At 42.7% G+C, this 15317-nt stretch carries 16 protein-coding genes; 8 read left to right on the top strand and 8 right to left on the bottom strand.

Translation table 11 applies throughout. The annotated features are described in order from the left end of the window. The first annotated feature begins 20 nt into the window (after positions 1-20). From ACO6S0_RS15960 to gldD, 3 genes are all read left to right on the top strand, one after another. Positions 21-497, top strand: coding sequence for a single-stranded DNA-binding protein (locus ACO6S0_RS15960; protein ID WP_422349310.1), 477 nt, complete (start codon positions 21-23; stop codon positions 495-497). 74 nt (positions 498-571) lie between these two features. Beyond that, a complete protein-coding gene (locus ACO6S0_RS15955) occupies positions 572-1849 on the top strand; it encodes a gliding motility-associated protein GldE (RefSeq protein ID WP_422349309.1) in 1278 nt (425 codons plus the stop codon). Further along, a complete protein-coding gene (gene gldD, locus ACO6S0_RS15950; protein ID WP_422349308.1) occupies positions 1839-2393 on the top strand; it encodes a gliding motility lipoprotein GldD in 555 nt (184 codons plus the stop codon). Before ACO6S0_RS15955 ends, gldD begins: the two co-directional genes overlap by 11 nt. A gap of 3 nt (positions 2394-2396) precedes the next feature. Here gldD and ACO6S0_RS15945 read toward each other — a convergent pair whose 3' ends face one another. The 6 genes from ACO6S0_RS15945 to ACO6S0_RS15920 form a co-directional block, all read right to left on the bottom strand. After that, entirely contained in the window at positions 2397-2819 is a 423-nt protein-coding gene (locus ACO6S0_RS15945) for a hypothetical protein (RefSeq protein WP_422349307.1), read from the bottom strand. Next, entirely contained in the window at positions 2816-3553 is a 738-nt protein-coding gene (locus tag ACO6S0_RS15940; protein ID WP_422349306.1) for a hypothetical protein, read from the bottom strand. The genes ACO6S0_RS15945 and ACO6S0_RS15940 overlap by 4 nt, the downstream gene beginning before the upstream one ends. Before the next feature lie 40 nt (positions 3554-3593). Then, positions 3594-4613, bottom strand: a complete 1020-nt coding sequence (locus ACO6S0_RS15935) for a transporter (protein ID WP_422349305.1) — start codon at positions 4611-4613, stop codon at positions 3594-3596. A 66-nt stretch (positions 4614-4679) separates the two neighbouring features. After that, positions 4680-5054, bottom strand: a complete 375-nt coding sequence (locus ACO6S0_RS15930) for a hypothetical protein (RefSeq protein ID WP_422349304.1) — start codon at positions 5052-5054, stop codon at positions 4680-4682. A 99-nt stretch (positions 5055-5153) separates the two neighbouring features. Then, a complete protein-coding gene (locus ACO6S0_RS15925) occupies positions 5154-7226 on the bottom strand; it encodes a M16 family metallopeptidase (RefSeq protein ID WP_422349303.1) in 2073 nt (690 codons plus the stop codon). Position 7227: 1 nt separating this feature from the next. Then, a complete protein-coding gene (locus ACO6S0_RS15920) occupies positions 7228-8550 on the bottom strand; it encodes a M16 family metallopeptidase (RefSeq protein ID WP_422349302.1) in 1323 nt (440 codons plus the stop codon). Between the two features lie 179 nt (positions 8551-8729). Here ACO6S0_RS15920 and ACO6S0_RS15915 point away from each other — a divergent pair, with 179 nt between their 5' ends. From ACO6S0_RS15915 to ACO6S0_RS15895, 5 genes are all read left to right on the top strand, one after another. Further along, positions 8730-9176: a DUF4199 domain-containing protein gene (locus tag ACO6S0_RS15915; RefSeq protein ID WP_422349301.1), complete on the top strand. Its 447-nt coding sequence runs from the start codon at positions 8730-8732 to the stop codon at positions 9174-9176. Between the two features lie 103 nt (positions 9177-9279). Further along, entirely contained in the window at positions 9280-9834 is a 555-nt protein-coding gene (gene rplU, locus ACO6S0_RS15910; RefSeq protein WP_422349300.1) for a 50S ribosomal protein L21, read from the top strand. Positions 9835-9859: 25 nt separating this feature from the next. Next, positions 9860-10120 carry a 50S ribosomal protein L27 gene (rpmA, locus tag ACO6S0_RS15905; protein ID WP_138837476.1) on the top strand — a complete coding sequence of 87 codons (261 nt, stop codon included), beginning with the start codon at positions 9860-9862 and terminating at the stop codon, positions 10118-10120. Between the two features lie 182 nt (positions 10121-10302). Further along, positions 10303-13113, top strand: coding sequence for a TonB-dependent receptor (locus ACO6S0_RS15900; RefSeq protein WP_422349299.1), 2811 nt, complete (start codon positions 10303-10305; stop codon positions 13111-13113). A 61-nt stretch (positions 13114-13174) separates the two neighbouring features. Then, a complete protein-coding gene (locus ACO6S0_RS15895) occupies positions 13175-14197 on the top strand; it encodes a phytase (RefSeq protein ID WP_422349298.1) in 1023 nt (340 codons plus the stop codon). A 2-nt stretch (positions 14198-14199) separates the two neighbouring features. Here ACO6S0_RS15895 and ACO6S0_RS15890 read toward each other — a convergent pair whose 3' ends face one another. Beyond that, on the bottom strand, positions 14200-14370 hold the full coding sequence (locus ACO6S0_RS15890) for a hypothetical protein (protein ID WP_422349297.1): 171 nt from the start codon (positions 14368-14370) through the stop codon (positions 14200-14202). Between the two features lie 65 nt (positions 14371-14435). Continuing rightward, a complete protein-coding gene (locus ACO6S0_RS15885) occupies positions 14436-15311 on the bottom strand; it encodes an alanine racemase (protein ID WP_422349296.1) in 876 nt (291 codons plus the stop codon). Positions 15312-15317: the final 6 nt, after the last annotated feature.

The raw sequence follows: 15317 nt of genomic DNA, 5'->3' as shown, positions 1-15317 counted from the left end.
TTTTGATCAATTAAAGAGTTATGAGCGGAACATTGAATAAAGTGATGCTGATCGGGCATTTGGGAGATGAGGTAAAAGTCCATTATTTTGAAGGCGGGGGATGCGTAGGACGCTTCCCATTGGCCACAAATGAAACTTACACCAACCGTACAACTGGTGAAAAAGTCACCAATACGGATTGGCACAATATTGTGGTACGAAACAAGGCGGCCGAAATTTGCGAAAAGTACTTGAGCAAGGGGGACAAAGTCTATGTGGAAGGCCGATTGAAAAACAGGCAATGGCAAGGAGAAGATGGGAATACCCGATACACTACTGAGGTGCATGTACAGGACTTTACCTTTTTGTCCACCAAAAAGGAAAGCCTGCCTACCGGACAGGCAGGTATGGAGAACGCCCAGCAAAATCCGCAGATGGCACCGCAATCGGCACCAATGAAATCGGTGGAGCCTGCTCCGGCCGAAGAAACGGACCAGGATGACGACCTGCCGTTCTAACTTTTAGCATAAACCTGTAGAAATTGGATCCCGAGCCCTATTGTTTGGCGTTTTTCTTGACTATCTTTAATGGTATGTTCACCGCGAAAGTGATTGTACTGTTGTTTCTGCTGATATGCTCCGCACTTATTTCCGGTGCAGAAGTTGCCCTGTTTGGACTCTCACAAACAGATTTGAATGAAATGGGGGAATCGGACAGTTCCAGGGACAAACTAATTGTTCGTTTATTGAATCGGCCCAAAAAGCTTTTGGCTACCATCCTTATTACCAATAATGCCATTAATATTGGAATTGTACTTCTTTTTAGTTCCATTGGCAATACCATATTTTCCAATATTGACCAAGTGTTGTTTGGAGTGGTTTCGGTACGCTTTCTTTTAGAGGTGATCGTGGCCACTTTTCTGATTTTGATGTTTGGGGAAATTCTTCCAAAAATTTATGCCAATCGCAATCGTGTTCAATTTTCCCAATTCATGTCGGTACCAATCCGCATTTTGAATGCCTTATTTACCCCCTTTAGTTCTCCCATGAGCACTGCCACAGGATACTTGCACGAAAAATTGGGGAGGGAGAAATCCAACCTCAGTGTGGACCATTTATCGCAAGCATTGGAGTTGGCTTCGGAAGGGGATACTACCAAGGAGGAACAAAAGATTTTGGAGGGGATTGTGACTTTTGGAAACACCGATACCAAGCAGGTAATGCGGCCTAGAATCGACATCTTTGCTCTCAATGAGAAGATGAAATTCCCTGAAGTGCTGGAAGAAATCAAGAAAAATGGGTATTCCCGGATTCCGGTATTTTCGGAAAATATGGATAACGTATTGGGCGTTTTGTATGTGAAGGACCTTCTTCCCTACATCGATAGAAAGAGTTTTAACTGGATGTCCTTAATTCGGGAACCCTATTTTGTGCCGGAGAACAAAAAGCTGGATGACCTTTTGCTGGAATTTCAGGACAAAAAGAACCATTTGGCAGTTGTGGTTGATGAATATGGTGGAACGTCCGGAATTGTGACCTTGGAGGATATCATTGAAGAAATTGTTGGGGACATTAGTGACGAATTTGATGACGAGGACCTTATTTTTTCCAAATTGGATGATTTCAATTATGTCTTTGAGGGAAAAACAGCCCTGAAGGATTTCTACAGGGTAGTTAAGATTGAGGACGAAGAAGATTTTGAGAACAAAAAGGGGGAATCAGAGACCATAGCCGGTTTTGTGCTGGAGATTTCTGGCAGTTTTCCCAGAAGAGGGGAAAAGGTAAGGTTCAAAGACTACGAATTTTTAGTGGAAAGCTTGGATAAGAAAAGATTGAAACGGATAAAAGTTACACTCCCCCATGAAGCATAATTGGCTGGTATTTTTAGCACTGTTTACATTTTTGATGGGCTGCAAGGATGATGTCTTGCCCAAACCCAATGCCTTGCTGCGCCTTACATATCCAGAGGCATCCTATGGCCCATCGTCCAACGATTGCCACTATACTTTTGACCAAAATACCTTGTCCGTTATCAAGGAAAATAAAGACTGTTCCTTGGTTTTGGACTACCCCATGATGAATGGCTCTGTATACATTACGTATAAACCCGTTCAGGACAACCTAAAGACCTTACTTACCGATGCCCAAAAGCTATCTTATGAGCATGTGGTAAAGGCGGACAATATCGTGGAACAGCCTTTTATAAACCCAGAAGATAAAGTATATGGGATGTTCTATGAGGTAAGCGGGAACGCCGCCTCCCAATCACAGTTTTATGTGACGGACAGCACCAACCACTTTGTGACGGGCTCCCTGTATTTTTACGCTAAACCCAATTACGACTCCATTCTTCCTGCGGCAGTATATCTGCAACAGGATATCCGAAGAATTATGGAAACGCTCCGTTGGAAATAATCCCTATTCCTTCTTTAAAAGCTCTTCGGCCTTGGCGATACTGGTGTTTATCTGCTCCTTCAGTGCCTTGACTTTGACTTCCTCTTCATCCAACCACTTTTGTTTTTGCTCCGTGAGTTCCTTGCCGTTCAGAATTTCATCGGAATTGAAACGGTCTCCAAATCCCTTCATCCAATCCATCATGGAGTTGTGTGAGGCTTGAAGATCCCGCATTGCGGCTTCATAGGCTTGGCCCGTTTCCGTGGTGTCCACTTTGGATTTTAGCTCCCCGACCAATTTGCCCAAGGTGCTCATTTTGGGCATCACCTCATCATGAATGGCCATTACTTGGTCCATTTGTGAAACTCCATCTGCACTTTTTTTATCTGATTTACAGGCAACGGTCAATAACAATGCTAGTGTTGCCAAGAAAATATGTTTTTTCATTTATGTCTTTTTTTTCTAAAAATTCTTGATGTAAAAATATACAAACTAAAGCCGGAAAGAATGGTGAACAACCCAAAAAGAGCAAAAGCTCTTAGTAGATAGTTGTTAAAATTATCACGACCCTCATAGTCCATGGTATGTAACATCCAAAAGAAATCAAAGGCTCTCCAGGTATTGCTTCGGAAGGTTTGGATATCCCCATATTCTTTGGAAACATATACCGTAGTATTCACGGGTTTGGCAAAGCTTATGGCATAAGCGGGCAATGGTCTACCTCGATATTCATGATGTTTGCCTGTAGTTGTAAGATATTCTACTTCCGTCACCCCGGCTTGTTTGTTTAAACCGTCCATAGCCACCAGAATAGCCTCTTTTTCAGATAATGAAGCTTTTGGTTTTCCGCTGGACGCGTGGAACAATCGGGCTTTTTTTTCCATTTGTGAGGTATAAATGACCCTATAAATTGGCTCGTCCAGAATGTTGATTAATTCCAGCGACACTACAGAATCTGAACTTTTAAAATGGGAATTAAGAAATACATTGGGAGAGACCATATCTATGGACGACTGAGGGAAAGGGAGTTTTTCCTTTAGATGCTCTCCGCGAATTTCCTTGATATTCGTCCAGCTAAAATAAAGGCCTCCAAGAGTCCAGAGCAAAAATTGAATTCCCAAAGCAACACCTAAATAGCGATGCCATTTTCTGGTGTACTGTATGATTTTTCGTTTAGTCATAAGCAAAGTAAAATGGGGCGCAATGCGCCCCTGTAATATACTATAAGGAATACTGAATCCCGAAGGTCAAGGTCTCCTTGTTTTTTAATTGAATGCCATTCAAATCTTGGAGAAGAGGGGAGGCCAGTTCAAAACCAAGCCTTAAATTCTTCAAAGATCCGGAGGGGACATAGATATTGAACCCTAGTCCGCCATTCAAAAAAGTGCCGCCAGAGTTGTTGGTATCTGCCGTAATGACCATCATAGGGTTGAGATTGGGGTCTGCACCTTCAAGCTCTCCTATGACCAATCCTTCCAGCCTGGCGGAAAAGCTGATCCAATTAGCAGCTTTAATGGCCAACCAATTGTTCCAACTGTATTTATTTCCATATCGGTATTCTCTATCATTTTTTCCAAAACGGAAAATACCTTTAAGTTGGCTTCCCCAAGAAATTGTTTCTCCTTGCCCAAGATAGGTTAAGGCCAAAGATGGGTCAAGGGTTCCGCTTCCAATCTGCATGGGATAGGGAAGTTCTGTTTCGTTGGGGGCTGATGCCGGGGTTACGTCACTTTCCGTAACGCTTCCTGTAGGTATGGAAATACCCAGCTGCCCGTGCAGACTCTGTCTGTTTTTATTAAAAAAACGGTACATCAGCGATACATTGATATCCCCCAATCCACTCGTTTCAGTAGTGAACGTACCCCCCATTCGGGTTAGATGGTCCATTTCCATATTTAGATAATTGAACATGACCATTAGGGTTACCTTATCACTTGGAGCATACATGGCGCCCAACATGTGCATGTTCATGGGCATTGTGGTCGGAGTAACCATATAATCTGCAAGGGCGTCAGCTGTGGTTGCATCATCCGTTCCAGCTCTTAACCCATCCATATTCATGTACATATAGCGGTAGGAGAACATCCATTCTCCCTTCCCATGCATATGATCTCCCATGGTGGAAATGGGAGCGTGTCCGTCCGGCCTTCTCGCAGACCTTTTTAAAGATTGATTATTGGTTTCTTGTGCATAAAATGCAGTTGTGACCACTAGAAACAGGGCCGAAAAATATATTTTCATCCTTATTGAAATTGAAGTTTTGGCGAAGATTGATTCGCCTAAAAAATTTGTATGATACACTATTTACTAGGATAGCGTACTTGGCGGATGAAAATTGAAAGGAATGTACAAATAGGTGTAATGGTTGTGATAGTCAAACTCGTTTTGAATTGGAGCATTTTGGACTTTATCCTTGGTATAGTTCAAGAGCTCCACAAATCCAATAGGATATTCCTCCATGGCAATTTTTGGAAGATTTTGCTTCTTTTCCTCGTTTTGTTCCGAAAGTCGTTGCATCAAATAGCATTTCCCTTGACATTCGAGTTCTTTTTTTTCCTTGTTGATACAGAGAAATTCGGCAATATAATCTTCGTAAATAATATATTCTGCCAACGGAATTACCGGCCGTAACATGGCCAAAAAGTAAAGAAGTACAAACCAATGGGCGGCAAACCGTTTCAAAGGATGGCTGATTTAGAAATGCAAAATTAGCGATTAATTGATTTCAAAAAAAGACGCTCCCAAAATGGAGCGCCCTATTAAATTTTGAAAAAAGACTTTTTATTCAAAGTCCGAGGGGCTTACTCCCTCGTTGACCTTGATTTCCTTGACCACAAACTCAAAATTCTGTGGCCCAAATGTCTGTCTCATACTGAAAGGGAACTTAATTCCCGATACTTCTCGGTAATCATCAAATGCTAAAGTATTGGTCATGGCCTGTCCTTGGACATCTTCAATACTCACTTCTTGCAGCTTGAGCCCAGTCTCCACGTCATAGTAGCAATGCTTATTTTCAGTGATTTTAAGTTTGTATGCCTTTTTGTCTCCAACAGCTTCTATCCCTTCCACTGTGATATTCCCGGCTGCCAGATAATTGAGTTCTGGAAAAGCTGCGGATTCTTCCTTGATTCGTTCAATTTCCTCTGGCGTTAGGTCTTTTCGTTGACCTTGGGCCATGGCATATCCTTTGTCACCGTCCAACACCTGCTTTTGAACCGAATTGCCCATAACCTTGATGTCCTGCATAAATTGGTAGCTGCTGGTCTTCTTCATTTCAAGTTCCAGGGTCATTCCCTGCATTTCTGCTTCCGCGGTCAAGGCATAGGATTCCACGTTCTCCAATTTGGATTTACCTCCAATGGCCTCCATATATTTTTCCAGGATGGATGTAACGGTTACTCCTTCAGGTAAGGGAGCGGAATAGTCGGGCTTTTCTGTTTTGGATGCGTATGCATCGTAATACAGCACCGGCACTTTTTTACCGTTGAAAGACACCTTTTCAAGATTTTCCAGGACTTCACTGCCTTTGCCGGTAACCACGATCCTGGCGTTGCTGGTGGAGAAATATTTTTGGGCGGCCTTCTGCACATCTTCTCTGGTAATGGCATCGATTCGCTCTAAATACGTTTTATAAAAATCGCTAGGTAGACCCTCCGTCTGGATGTTTAAGGCATAATTGGCCACCGTTTCAGGTTTTTCCAATGCCATAACGAAGCTACCAGCGTACTTGGCCTTGGCATTGGCCAATTCCTCCTCGGAAACAGGGTGGTGGGCAATACTATCTATTTCCTTTAGAATTTGCACTACAGCACTGTCCGTAACCACATTCCGAACCTGTGCAAAGGCATTGAAACGCATGGGACTGTATTTATTGGCACGGATTCCAGAATAGGACCCATAGGTATAGCCCTTGTCCTCTCTAAGGTTTTTGTACAACCTGGCTTGTGAACCACCCCCTAAAATTCTGTTCGCAAGAAGTGCGGCCAAATAGTCCTCATCTTTCATCTGAAGCTCGGTAATGTTCTGCACAGCTACTTCGGATTGTACAGCATTGGGCATGTCCACAAAATTGATTTGGTTGTATTGGGCATCTGTCGGTTTTGCATAGCTAAAAGATGGTGGTGTGGCCTTGGACCAAGGGGTGAAATAGGTAGTCACCAGTTCCTTGGCAGTTTCAAAATCCACATCCCCCAGAATAACCAAATAGGCATTGGCGGGCACAAAACAAGACCGATAATGTTGCTCTACATCCACTAGGGAAACGTTGTTCACTGTAGCTTCCGTGGTGATTTCCCCATAAGGATGGTTTTTTCCGTAGGCTAGCGCCAACTGCACCCTTGTTGCGATGGCGGACACATCCTTTTCCTCTGATTTGATTCCGGTAAGGATGCGATCCTTTTCCTTGTCGAACTCTTCTTGGGTAAAATTGGGATTTAGGGCCGCATCGGCCATCAGCTCCAGGATTCTGGGAAAGTACTTTGACAGGCAACTGGCCGAGGCACTTTGGTCGCCAATGTTGATACTCGCTCCCAAAAAGTCGACTTCTTCATAGAAATCCTCTTTGGAAATAGTTTTGGACCCTTTTCCCAAAAGGCTGGAAGTTAGGGCTGCTACCCCAGCTTTGCCTCCCTGTAAAATTGGTGGGTTGTCAATGGTCAGGTGCATGGATACCCTTGGGAGTTTATGGTTTTCAACAACCATTACTTTTAATCCATTGTTCAATTCAAACCTTGTAGGTTCCTTTAGATTGATTTCTGGAGCAGGCCCAGGTTTGGGTGGGTTGCTGCGATCTATTTGGGCATGGGAAAATACCACGCACATGGACAGTATGGAAAAAACAATATACTTTTTCATTTTAATTGGCATCTTTTTGTTCTGGTAAATACGCTAACTCCACTCTTTGGTTCACCTTGAGGTACTTTTTGGCAACTTCCATAATTTCTTCCCGGGTTATGGAGCGGTAAATTTCAATTTCGGTATTGATCAAATTGGTGTTGTCCCGCAGCATATAGTTTTCGGCCAACGAATTGGCTATTCCAGAAATACTGCTATTTGCATTGACAAAATTGTTCTCAAACTTGTTCTGGAGTTTCTGATAATCTTTTTCGGAAATCAGCTCAGATTGGATTTTGAGGATTTCGGCATCAATCTCATTTTTAATGTCCTGAATGGAATTTTCCCCAACAGGCAATCCACCTACCACATAACAACTGTAATCTTCGGCAACTATGGGGACTGAAAAAATCTGAAGGGCTATTTTCTTTTCATCCACCAATTTCTTGTAAAGCTTGGAACTTTCCCCATCACTGAGATAAGTAGAGATCATATCTATTACGTAGGCATCACGTTCTGCCTGCCCCGGTGTCCTATAAGCCAGCAATATGGCCGGAATTTGAATGTTGGGATCGTGATAGGTTGCTTTTTTGGTATTTACAATGGGATCCTCTACTACCTGGTTTCTTTGGATTTCGGCCCCTCTTGGAATAGGACCAAAATAGTCCGAGATCATTTGTTTTGTTTTGGCAGTTTCAAAGTCCCCAGCTACCACCAAAACTGCATTGTTGGGCACATAGTAAGTCTTGTTGAAATTCTTGAAATCGTCCAGGGTTGCACTGGCTAAATGATCCAAAGAGCCAATAACGCCCCATCGATACGGGTGTTTGGTGTATAGATTTTTTAACAGCACCTCAAAGAACGCCCCGTAAGGTGAGTTGTCCACACGCAATCTGCGCTCTTCCTGGACCACCTCCTTTTGGGTGTCAACTCCCACTTGTCCAATAATGGGGTGCATTAGGCGTTCAGATTCCAACCAAAGCCCGGTTTCCAAACTGTTGGAAGGGAAGGTTTCGTAATAATAGGTTCGGTCTAAAAAGGTGTTGGCGTTTCCGCTACCTCCATTGGAAGCCACTATTTTATCCCATTCTCCCCGTTTTATGTTTTTGGTTCCTTCAAACAATAAGTGCTCAAAGAAATGAGCAAACCCGGTTTTCTCTGGGTCTTCATCCTTGGAGCCCACATGGTACATTACAGCGGTAGTAACCACTGGAGCCGAATTATCTTGGTGTAAGATCACATGTAGCCCATTGTCCAGGTCATATTCCTCAAAGGAAACTTGTTGGGCTACCATTAAGTTTCCGGCAGTGAAGAGGAACAGTGCCATTGCAATATATTGTTTCATATCAAAAAGTACGTTTATATGTATAAAAAAGATTAGTGTGGAATTTTTGATCGATGTTACGTTAAATATAGAATAAAGTTATCAGAAGATTGGGACTCCCAAAGAGTCTTTTAAAAAGAATTTGTGGGATAAGTCGTCAACATTCAGTAAATTAAGGATCCACCCAAAAAATTAGCAAAATGAAAAATCTCACCCTCCCCATCCGGTTTGGCATCGTAACCAGCGCCTGTTTGATGGCGTATTTCCTCATTTTGGCACTAATGGGAAAGCATACCAATGTCTTCTTTAGTCTTTTTAATGGGGTTATAACCGGATTTGGCATTTATGAGACCATCAAATACACCAAAATGCGGGAAGGAAAGTCGTTTACCTATGGTAAGGGATTTACAGCAGGTGTTACAACGGGTTTTATCGCCACCTTGCTGTTCACCATATTCTTTGCGTTTTATTCCACAGAATTGAGTAGTACTTTTCTAAGTGATCTTTCGGAGGTTTGGTCCAAGGATTACAGTAATTTTGAGGGCATAGTGTTCTTCACTGTGGCTATTATGGGCTTTGCAACAACCTTGGTTCTTACCTTATCGTTTATGCAGTTGTTCAAAACCTCCAACAATCTTAAAAAATAAATGGGGAATTGCCCCAAGATTACTTGTAGATTAAGGATTTAGCAGTATATTTGCACCCGCTAATTTTAGCAACGCGAAAATAAAATAATCTAATTAACGCATTATGTACGCAATTGTAGAGATGGCAGGGCAGCAATTCAAAGTTGCAAAAGACCAGAAAGTGTACGTTCACCGTTTGCAGACCGAGGAAGGTAAAAAAGTGACTTTTGATAAAGTTCTTCTTTTGGATGACGGAGGTAACGTAACTGTTGGCGCCCCAGTCATAGAAGGTGCGGCTGTTGAAGCCAAAGTAGTTAAGCACCTAAAAGGAGACAAGGTAATCGTTTTTAAAAAGAAAAGACGTAAAGGATACCGTGTTAAAAATGGACACAGACAGTCCTTGACCGAAATTGTGGTGGAAGGTATTGTAGCCAAGGGAGCTAAAAAAGCTGCCCCTGCTAAAGCAAAAGCTGAAAAGCCAGCTGCTGAGCCCAAAAAAGCAGCGGCTAAAGCAGAAGCTCCAAAGAAAGCCGCTCCAAAAAAGGAAACTGCCAAAAAACCAGCTGAGGATTTAAGCTCCAAAACAGTGGCAGAGTTGAAAGAAATGGCCAAGGCAAAAGGAATTGCAGGTATTTCTTCCATGAAAAAAGCGGAATTGATAGAAGCGCTTAACAAATAAGATAAAGAACTAAAATTTATATATCATGGCACATAAGAAAGGTGTAGGTAGTTCAAAAAACGGTAGAGAATCAGAATCGAAACGTCTTGGTGTAAAGATTTTTGGTGGACAGGCCGCTGTTGCCGGTAACATCATTGTTAGACAACGTGGTACCAAGCACAATCCTGGTGAAAATGTATACGCCAGCAAAGACCATACCCTACATGCCAAAGTAGATGGTATTGTTAAGTTTCAGAAAAAAGCAGGTGGAAAGTCATTTGTTTCCATAGAGCCTTTTGAAGCATAACACTTTAGGTAAAAAAATGTACAGACCCTCACTTCTAAGTGGGGGTTTTTTGTTAGCCCAGTGTTAAGCCAATTTAAAATACTTCCTTACTAGTGCTAAACATTACGTATTCTTAAAAATTAGCTAACCCCCTTTTCCGGCGATATCCAATTTCTTTGTGGTCTGAATCAACCACTTAGAAAATGAAGAAGTATTTACAGATTTTTACCCTGATTTTTATTCCCTTATCCTTTTATGCCCAAACAGGAAATATCCAAGGAAACATTTCCGATGATAATGGGATTTATGTACCTGGCGCCAATGTGCTCATTTCAGACCTGGGCAAGGGAGCCATTACAGATTTTGATGGCAAATTCACTTTGGTAAATGTGCCAGAGGGGACCCACAACTTGCAAATTTCGTATTTGGGCTTTGCCCCCATTCAACAAGACGTGAACGTTGTAGCTGGTGAAACCACCGTAGTAAGCCTGATCATGAACCCGAGTAATGTAGAATTGCAGGAAGTACAGGTGACCGCCTACGGATTAAGCGGCCAAGCCAAGGCATTAAATACCCAAAAAACAAACTTGAACATCACCAATGTGGTCTCCACAGATCAAATTGGAAAGTTCCCCGACGCCAACATTGGAGATGCCGTTAAGCGAATCCCCGGAATCACCATGCAGGTGGATCAAGGAGAGGCCAGAAACGTCATTGTCCGCGGATTGGCTCCCCAGTTAAATTCCGTAACATTAAACGGTAGCCGAATTCCATCTGCCGAAGGTGACAACCGAAATGTACAGATGGACCTGATTCCTTCAGATATGATTCAAACCATTGAGGTGAACAAAGCCGTGACTCCTGATATGGATGGTGATGCCCTTGGAGGATCAGTCAATTTGGTTACCCGTTCGTCCCCGCAGAGTTTCAGATTGTCTGCAACCTTGGGGTCAGGGGTTAGTTTGATCAATGATGAACCTATATATAATGGTAGTTTTTTGTTGGGTGACCGTTCCAAAAACAAAAAATTTGGTTGGATGGTTGCTGCCTCCTATAACAATGTTGATTTTGGTTCCGACAATGTGGAGGCGGAATGGGTCAATGAAGCCGAAAGCCCCTTGACAGAAGAAGATATTGATGTGAATCCATTTGTGGAGGAATCGGATATTAGAACCTATTTGGTACAACGTATCCGCAGAAGTTTTTCCGCCAATGTGGATTATGCTTTTGATGCCAACAACACCGTTTTCATCAAAACCATGTACAATTGGAGGGATGACCGCGAAAACAGATTTCGTTTGCGCTTTAGAAGTATTGAGCCGGTTTTTGCTGATGGAACCGAAAACATTGTGGGTTATGAAGGCGAAATCCGAAGACAGACCAAAGGGGGAATTCCTGGAGGGCGAACCAAAAACACACGTCTGGAAGACCAGCGTATGCAGAACTATAGCGTGGGAGGTAACCATTTATTCGGAAGTCTAAAAATGGATTGGATGGGATCTTTTGCCAAAGCCTCCGAAGAGCGCCCCAACGAAAGATATGCCGAATATGAAATTGGTGATGCCATTGGAATCAATGCCGATTTGAACAATCCTAGATATCCGTCTTTTAGACCCTCAAACGCGGCGGACGCCACCTTGGTCAATTTTGAATTGAAAGAGTTTACCGAAGAAAACCAGTTTACGGAAGAAGAAGATATTAACGCCTTCTTGAACTTTGAATTGCCCTTGGACCTTTTTGGAGCCGGGGATGGAACACTAAAGTTTGGCGGAAGATATAAGTCCAAAAATAAGGTACGGGACAATGATTTTACAGAAGCTGAACCCATCAGTGGGTTTGAAAGCTTGGCCGATGTGGAAACAAGGGACTATACCAAATCCGATTTCTTGGCAGGAAGCCAGTATGCTGCGGGCAATTTCGTTTCCCCGGAATTTTTAGGGGACCTGAATTTTTCGGATAATACGTTATTTGACACTACTGCAGTCCAGGACGAATTTTTGGCCGGAAATTATGATGTGGACGAGAAAGTTTACGCGGGTTATATCATGACCAACCAAAAATTGTCGGATGAATTGTCCATGCTGGCAGGTCTTCGGGTGGAAAATACCAAAATCAACAGTTTAGGTAATGAGGTTGTTTTTGATGATGAGGGCGATTTTGACAGCTTTAACCAGATCAGGGATGAAAGTTCCTATACCAACTTTTTGCCAGGCGTGCACTTCAAATACAATCCAAGCAACAACACTGTATTGCGTTTTGCGTGGACCAACACTATTGCCAGACCCAACTATGTGGATTTGGTACCCTTCCGAAATGTGATCAACGAGGATGAGGAAGTAGAGACCGGAAATGCCGAGTTGGACCCTACTACCTCCATGAACTTTGATTTGGCAGCAGAACACTACTTTGAGTCAGTGGGGATAATATCTGGAGGGATATTTTATAAGGACATCAAAGATTTTATCTATGTCTCCCTGTCTGAGGATACGGCCACAGGATTTGATCTCTTTCAACCTTTGAATGGGGATAGCGCTTCCATATTTGGGGCCGAAGTTGCTTTCCAGAGACAATTGGATTTCTTGCCAGGTTTTGCCAAAAACTTTAGCATCTATCTCAACTATACCTTATTGACTTCTTCTACGGATGGCATCCGAAACGGAGATGAAATTCGGGAGGATATTGACCTGCCAGGAACGGCACCCAACATGTTCAACGGATCTTTGGGATATGCCGATAAAAAGTTCAGTATTCGTCTGTCAACCAACTTTTCAGATGCTTATATAGATGAACTGGGAGGCAATGCATTTGAGGATAGATACTACGATAAACAGTTCTTTGTGGACTTGAACGCTTCATTTACCATTAACAAAAACCTGCGACTATATGCAGATTTGAACAATCTTACCAATCAACCTTTGCGGTACTATCAAGGTGTTAAAAACCGTACGCAACAGGTGGAGTTTTATGAAAAACGATTGACGTTTGGATTGAAATACGACTTGTTCAAAAAGTAACCTACCAAAGTAAATGTCTTTAAGGCCGCCCTTTGGGCGGCTTTTGTCTTAATTTGTTTCTATGAAATTCAATATTCTTTCAATTTTTTTCATCTTGACATTGGTGGCCTGTTCCACCAAAAGCACCCTACCACCTCTAGAACCTGATGTAATTACAGAAACCACCATCAACGATACGGATGATCCCGCCATTTGGGTGAACCCTCAAGACGCCTCCAAAAGCATTGTTTTTGGAACAGATAAGGAAACCAACGGAGGCATTTATGCCTTTGATTTGGATGGGAGGATCATCAAGGATAAATGCATTTTAAATATTCAAAGACCCAATAATGTGGACGTGGAATATGGCCTAAAACTCAACGACTCCACTTTGGTTGACATTTTGGTTTTTACCGAAAGGGAAAAACAACAGATACGGGTGTTTTCGGTTCCTGATATGACCCCATTGGATGGAGGAGGTTTTCCCGTTTTTGAGGATGCCAAGACTTTTGATGAGAAACTGCCCATGGGCATAAGTCTGTATAAATCCCCAGTGGATGCTACCATGTATGCCGTGGTGGGCAGGAAAACGGGCCCCAGTGATGGATACCTTTATCAATATGCATTGGAGGCTGTCAATGGCAGTGTTAAAGCAAGGTTGGCCCGTAAGTTTGGCAAGTTCAGTGGACAAAAAGAGATTGAGGCCATTGCTGTGGATGATGAGCTTGGATACATCTATTATTCGGACGAAGGGGTCTGTATCAGAAAGTACCATGCAGAACCCAACAAGGGAAATGAGGAATTGTCCTGTTTTGGCGGGCAACTTTTCTTGGAGGATATTGAAGGAATTGCGATAGCAAAGTATCCGAATGGTGAGGGTTACCTAATCGTCTCCAACCAGCAGTTGGGAGAGTTCAATATTTTTTCCAGAAAAGACAATTCGTTTGTAAAAGCAGTCAACTTGACCACCCTGGAAACTGATGGTTGCGATGTGGTTACGGTTCCTTTAAACGAGAACTTTCCTAAAGGATTGTTTGTGTCCATGAATGATGAACGCAACTTTTACTATCACGATTTATCTCGATTTCTGGAAATGTCCGAATAAGATTAAAACTGGAGCTTTCGCTTCCGGGCGGTAATTTCCCAGGAATCTACTTTTTGTCCACCATCAATAACCGAGACCTCATCATGAAGGTTGATGGTTGGGCAAATGTGGTAGGGCACTCCATAAAGCACATCCCCTATTTGAAATTGATCCCAATCCGAAACATTGATCACGCCATGCTCTTCACTTTGTGAAAGCAGTTGATAATCACTCAGATTAAGGAATTTTATGCGTTTGTCTATGGGTTTTCCGGGGCTACGGATTTATGCCCCATATCCACTGTGATGATACCTTCAGTAGGTTTGGAAATAATTCGGGTAACCACAAGGGCCGCATATTTGAACTCCTGTTCTTGAAGTTTTTCAGAATAGCCCAGATCCCAAAGCACACAGGTTCCCGGACTGGTAATTCTACTTTTGTCCAGAAGATGGGAGGTGAAAGAGGGAGTGCCTCCACAGATCATTTTAAGTTTGGGATTTTCTTGCTTCAAGGTTTCAAAATAATGCAAAACTTCTTCCAATCCTGTTTCAATTTTTTGGTTTCGTTGATTAAAATCATTATCTCTTAAATGCCCATCGTACACATGCAATCCCATGAGATGAAGAGAGGCGCAAGTGGAAATAAACGCGGCCAATTCCAACAAGCCTTGACCCGCCTCTATTCCAGAACGATTCATGCCGTTGTTCACATCAATATATACTTGGGTGCTTATCCCTTTTTTGGTGGCTTCCTCATTCAAGATTTTCGCAGTTTCAATGGAGTCCAGGATAGTAGAAAACTGGGTATTGGGGAAATGGAGGCTCAAATCCAAAAAACGGTTCACTTTGGGCCCTACCAATTGATGTGCGATCAAAACGGACGTCGCCCCGACCTCAGCCGCAATTTCTGCTTCGGAAATGGTGGAAGCCTTAAAATTGGTGATGTTGGATGCCAGTAGCATTTTCATCACTTCTGGCATTTTATTCGTTTTGATATGCGGCATAAGCCTGTCCGTTTGGCCATCTACCAAAGAGACCATATGACCAATGTTGAATTGTAAATGTTGTTTGTATAAAGCAATGGAGGGGGAATCCACCGTGTTGACATTTGTTATTTCGAACCAACGTTCATTCATGTGCTT

Source organism: Flagellimonas sp., assembly GCF_965233845.1.
Lineage (GTDB): Bacteria > Bacteroidota > Bacteroidia > Flavobacteriales > Flavobacteriaceae > Flagellimonas.
Note: the sequence above shows the minus strand (reverse complement) of the source record. Positions and strands in the feature narration are given on the sequence as shown.